This window comes from uncultured Lamprocystis sp. (genome assembly GCF_903933125.1).
Taxonomy (GTDB): domain Bacteria; phylum Pseudomonadota; class Gammaproteobacteria; order Chromatiales; family Chromatiaceae; genus Thiodictyon.
On sequence record NZ_CAIZIZ010000069.1, the window covers coordinates 1 to 4,676 of the forward strand.

Genomic DNA, 4,676 nt, shown 5'->3' on the forward strand with positions numbered 1-4,676 from the left:
AACCGGCCCCGCTGTAGGGTGGATAAGGCGCGCCGCTCGGTGTCAGGGACCCGGCACGCCGGTCGTGCGCGCTGCATCCACCAAGGGGCTGCGTGATGCTGCCCAAATTTGGAATTGCTGACGGGCGCGAACGGTCGACGGATAGCCAATACTCGCACAGCCTCTCCCGGAGGAAATAGAGGACGTACTACGATAACGTTCTGGACCTGCAAGCCCGCGGACAGGTCTTGCAATCATACCTTATGCGTGGTCGCAGGACCGGACCCTCAGGCCCCGCAACTTAAGCCCTGAGGCGCGTAGGGTCGAACCCCCTACTCGCCCGGTCTCGTGCCTGCCCAGGATGATCGTGTTGAGTCTGCTCGGGGAAGGGCGCCTTTTCACCGTTAGTCCGGCACCGCCTCGGCATACAGGGTCTCAGGGGCGATATCGATCTCGCCGGGCCAGGTCACCGTGCCGTAGTCGACCCGCGCCAAGCCGAAAAAGCCGGGGTTGCGCAGACGCTGGAAGACCGGATAGCGGAGGTAGGGAGTCATGTCGAAGCGTCGATGCTCGCCGTTGGCGAAGGTCAGACGCAAGCGGTGGTCGGGTTCGGGGGTAACCGCAATGACATCTGGAAACATAGCGGACACCTCACCGCAAGGGGTCGATCGGGAATACGGGCTCACCGCGTGCCGCCAGGGTCCAGTTGGCCATCAGTTCTTCCTCGTGCAGATCGATCCAGACTTGAACCTGACGCGCCTTTTTCGGCGGCAGATCGCCTTCAAGCCGCTCGCCCTCCGGGATCGCAAAGACCGCCTGCATTCCCTGATATTCGACATGAATATGTGGTCGGTTGTGCTGTTTGGTGTCCATGAACAGCATCCGCACGATGATGCCGTAAAACATGCTGATGGTTGGCATGAAGCCTCCAAGAAGATCGCGTATCGCCAGGAGTGGCTATTCTCCTAGCAGCCTGTCGGACTTGATGAGGTAACCGATTGAAGTTAAAGAGTTTCAGCTTTTTTGGCGCAAATTTTTTATCTTCTATAATCACGTTCTTACGCTGCAAGTCCGACAAACTGCTAGTCCCCCCTGCGCCGCTCCCCCAGCCACTCGTGCGGTACTGTGTGTCCGAGCATACGATGGATAGACCACGGTTTTCCAGCTTGCAGACGCACTCACCTCGCCCCATCCCCCGGCGCCGGCCTTTCCGGCGCGGGGGCCGAGAGCCGCTGCCTCGCTCGGCATGCTCGCCGACGGGGAGTGCATCGGGTGGCTTGAAGACCCGGGTTGGGACTTCCCCTGCGACCGGAGCTGACCCGGCGCGCCCTCGGGGCGTTAATGACTGCTGGTGCTGGCCGCGATCTTGTTGGCCCTGCCCGTGGTGGCCTTCCCGCGCGGCCGACCGACGGCTTGAACCTGATCCAGTACATCACTATCTTTAGCACCGCCCGACCAGACAAAAATCTTTCGCGATCTGGTAGACAATTTTCCGGCAATCGCCAAGGCGATTACCAGAAATATACATCCCAACTGCGCATGTCTGCAAGATCCGTAGGGGCTGTAGGGGCGACTAAAGTCGCCCCTACATTAAGTTGCGAATCTGTTGAACCCCCGTCGTCCTCGACTACCGCAAACACGCGCTCGTCGAGCGCATCGTCGGCTCGGATGCGCAGAAGATCTATGTCACCTACGGCGCGGAGCATATCCCCGGCCTGCTGGCGCTGCTGGCGCTGCTGGAGGGCCAGGCCAGACGTACGGCTGCATACGGTCTGTTGCGTCCCTATTCCGTCCTGATACGAATGTCACACGAAGTGTTTTTGAGCGCTTCTATTTTATATAATTGAAATATTTATCTATTATTTTTCAAAGCCTCAAGAGTCCTTGGTATTACTGGTACCAGGGCCGGAAGCTTGTGGCGATCTGCGGCATGGGGCTGGGCATGGCGGTCACGGGACTTTTCATCGGACTGACCGCGGGCCTGAGTCTTTTCCCGTTGGTGTTGGCCCTGGCATTCGATCATTTACTGATCGTTTTTGTCGTCTTGTACCTGATCCTCCGCTTTTCGTTGCCCGCGTATCTGCCGATCGCCCTGGCCGACTGGTTTATGGTCAAACAACTGGTGCTGATCGCGCTCCCCGGAATCCTGATCACCAGGGTCTGTACCCTTGGCGTCGTCACGCTGGCCGAGCGTGACTTTGACTGCGCCGATTAAAAACCACTAATATACTGTGGCTTCACGGTCGCTCGCCTGCGGCTGGGAAGGACTGCCGGTTCGGTCCCGACCGACCCGGCCACTGCCCGCCATCCTCAAGGCGTTGACCGGCGCCGGGGCGATGGCCCACAGACTCATTGGAGTTAGGTGATTTCCGACAATTTGGATACCGGTCAATGCAGGTGCGACTTCAGTCGCACCTGCGTCCGAATCGGTGCGACTGAAGTCGCACCTACATTCCGCCCCTACCTGTCGGTAGAGTCTTTCCCGGAAATCATCTTAGCGTTTCCGGCCGGAGCGCGGGCCCCGGCCGGAACGCCGCCGGATTGAATGTAGAGCAAAATGAATCAGGCTGAGCCGGGCACGTCCCACGCCCTCGCAAGCGATGCTCCGGATGCCGATGCGTCGGCCATCCCCCCGCTGTTCCAGCGCACTCACATCCTGGTCGGCGATGCGGGTATTGCGCGGCTGCGCAGCGCCCGGGTGTTGGTGGCCGGCTTGGGTGGGGTGGGCGCGTTCGTCGCCGAGGCCCTGGCGCGGGCCGGGGTGGGTGACCTGACGCTGGTTGACTTCGATCGGGTGGCGCCGTCCAACCTCAATCGCCAACTGCCGGCGCTGCACTCTACTTTGGGTGAACTCAAGTCGCAGGTGATGGCCGCGCGCATCCGCGACATCAATCCCGAGTGCCGCCTCACTCTGATCGAACGCTTTCTGGAACCCGAAGCGATGCCGGAGTTGCTGGCCGCCGGTTATGATCACGTCGCCGATGCTATCGACAGCCTGGCGAGCAAGGTCGCACTGATCGCGGTCGCCGTGCGCACCGGCACTCCGATTGTCAGCAGCATGGGCGCCGGTGGGCGTCTGGACCCCACCCGTATCCGGGTCGGTGATCTGATGGATACCAGCGTCTGTCCCTTGGCGCGGGCGGTGCGCGCGCGCTTGCGCAAGGCCGGCATCGCGCGCGGGGTCACCGTCGTCTGGTCCGACGAGACCTATCTGCCGCCGCTGCCGCCCGAGCCGACCGGCCACGGTCGGCCGCGCGCGGTCAACGGGACCATCAGTTATATGCCGGCCCTGTTCGGGCTGATGCTGGCGGGGGTTCTGATCCGGCGCATTCTGGCCGACGGCTGATTCCGGGTCGTTCAGTGCATCCCGGTGTCCTGTTTTCGTCTAGAATCACGGGACGGCTGACCCGATGACCGGGATTCAAGGCCGCACCCGACGCCGCTTCCGCCCCTCAACCACGAGGAACCGATCCCGTGCGCTACTCAACGATCTTCCTGCTGGGCTTTGCCTTCTTCTTGCCGAGCGCGGCGACGCTGGCCGACAGCACCGGTGCGGTGCGCATCTTCACCGTTCCGGGCAATGCGGAGCTGTCGGTCGACGGCGAGCGCAAGGGGAATTCGCCGGCCACTGCCGAAGAGACCTTTCTGATCAATCTGGCGCCCGGCGAGCACCGTATCAGCGCCGCCAAGCAGGGCTTCGACCCGGTAGAGCGCACGGTGATGGTCGCGGCCGGTACGGAACAGACCATCAAGCTCGATCTGGCGCCCGAGATCGTCATGATCAGCATCCCCGGCGGTTGCTTCATGATGGGCAGCCCCGAGACCGAACCCGAGCGGGACCCCGATGAGGGTCCGCAACACAAGGTTTGCATTCAGCCGTTCGAGCTGGCCAAGTACGAGACGACCTTTGATGATTGGGATGCCTGTGTCACCGACGGCGCCTGCGTCCGCAAACCGAGCGACGAGGGTTGGGGCCGGGGTAAGCGGCCGATCATCAATGTCTCCTGGAACGATATGCAAGACTTCATCCGGTGGATCAATCGGATCAGCGGACCGGGCTATCGGCTGCCGTTCGAGGCGGAATGGGAGTACGCCGCGCGCGCCGGCACGACGACATCATTCAGCACCGGGGATTGCATCAGCACGGATCAGGCCAACTATGACGGCACCTTCGACTACGCGCGATGCGGCGCGCATACCGGCGTCAATCTGGACAAGACAGTCGAGGTTGGCAGCTATGCGCCGAATCCCTGGGGGCTCTACGACATCCACGGCAACGCGAACGAATTGACCCAGGACTGCTGGAACGACGGCTACGACGGTGCACCCAACGACGGCAGTGCCTGGCTGGAGGGGAATTGCGCGCGCCGGGTGGTTCGCGGCGGTTCCTGGCGCGGCTATGTCGGCGACACCCGTTCCGCTTACCGTTGTCGCTCCGCGCCTGCTTTCGCCCATCGCAGTCTGGGCTTCCGGCTGGCCAAGACAACGATCCCCTGAGCCTGGAAAGTCCCTCGTGGGAGCGGCCTCCGGCCGGGCCTCGATCAAGATTCCGGCCACTTGGGCTCGCCGGGTGCGTAGTCAGGCCATCCTGGCCTGACACCGTCAGGGCTGGAAGCCCTGACTACGCACGCGGCCTTGATCATTAATCCGGCCAGACCCAAGCCGGCACTCGTCGCGGCCGGGGCCGCTCCTACCGT

Annotated in this window: 5 protein-coding genes; 3 read left to right on the top strand and 2 right to left on the bottom strand. The window is 62.3% G+C overall.

Translation table 11 applies throughout. The annotated features are described in order from the left end of the window. Positions 1–383 precede the first annotated feature (383 nt). Positions 384–620, bottom strand: coding sequence for a DUF2442 domain-containing protein (locus QZY03_RS02995; RefSeq protein ID WP_295578166.1), 237 nt, complete (start codon positions 618–620; stop codon positions 384–386). A 10-nt stretch (positions 621–630) separates the two neighbouring features. Next, positions 631–900, bottom strand: a complete 270-nt coding sequence (locus QZY03_RS03000) for a DUF4160 domain-containing protein (RefSeq protein ID WP_295578168.1) — start codon at positions 898–900, stop codon at positions 631–633. Positions 901–1,909: 1,009 nt separating this feature from the next. Between QZY03_RS03000 and QZY03_RS03005 the strand changes: the two genes are divergently transcribed. The 3 genes from QZY03_RS03005 to QZY03_RS03015 all read left to right on the top strand — a co-directional run bounded on the left by QZY03_RS03005 (position 1,910) and on the right by QZY03_RS03015 (position 4,476). Next, a complete protein-coding gene (locus QZY03_RS03005) occupies positions 1,910–2,194 on the top strand; it encodes a hypothetical protein (RefSeq protein WP_295578176.1) in 285 nt (94 codons plus the stop codon). Positions 2,195–2,536: 342 nt separating this feature from the next. Beyond that, positions 2,537–3,325, top strand: coding sequence for a tRNA threonylcarbamoyladenosine dehydratase (locus QZY03_RS03010; protein ID WP_295578178.1), 789 nt, complete (start codon positions 2,537–2,539; stop codon positions 3,323–3,325). A gap of 128 nt (positions 3,326–3,453) precedes the next feature. Beyond that, positions 3,454–4,476 carry a formylglycine-generating enzyme family protein gene (locus QZY03_RS03015; protein ID WP_295578180.1) on the top strand — a complete coding sequence of 341 codons (1,023 nt, stop codon included), beginning with the start codon at positions 3,454–3,456 and terminating at the stop codon, positions 4,474–4,476. The last annotated feature ends 200 nt before the right edge of the window (positions 4,477–4,676 follow it).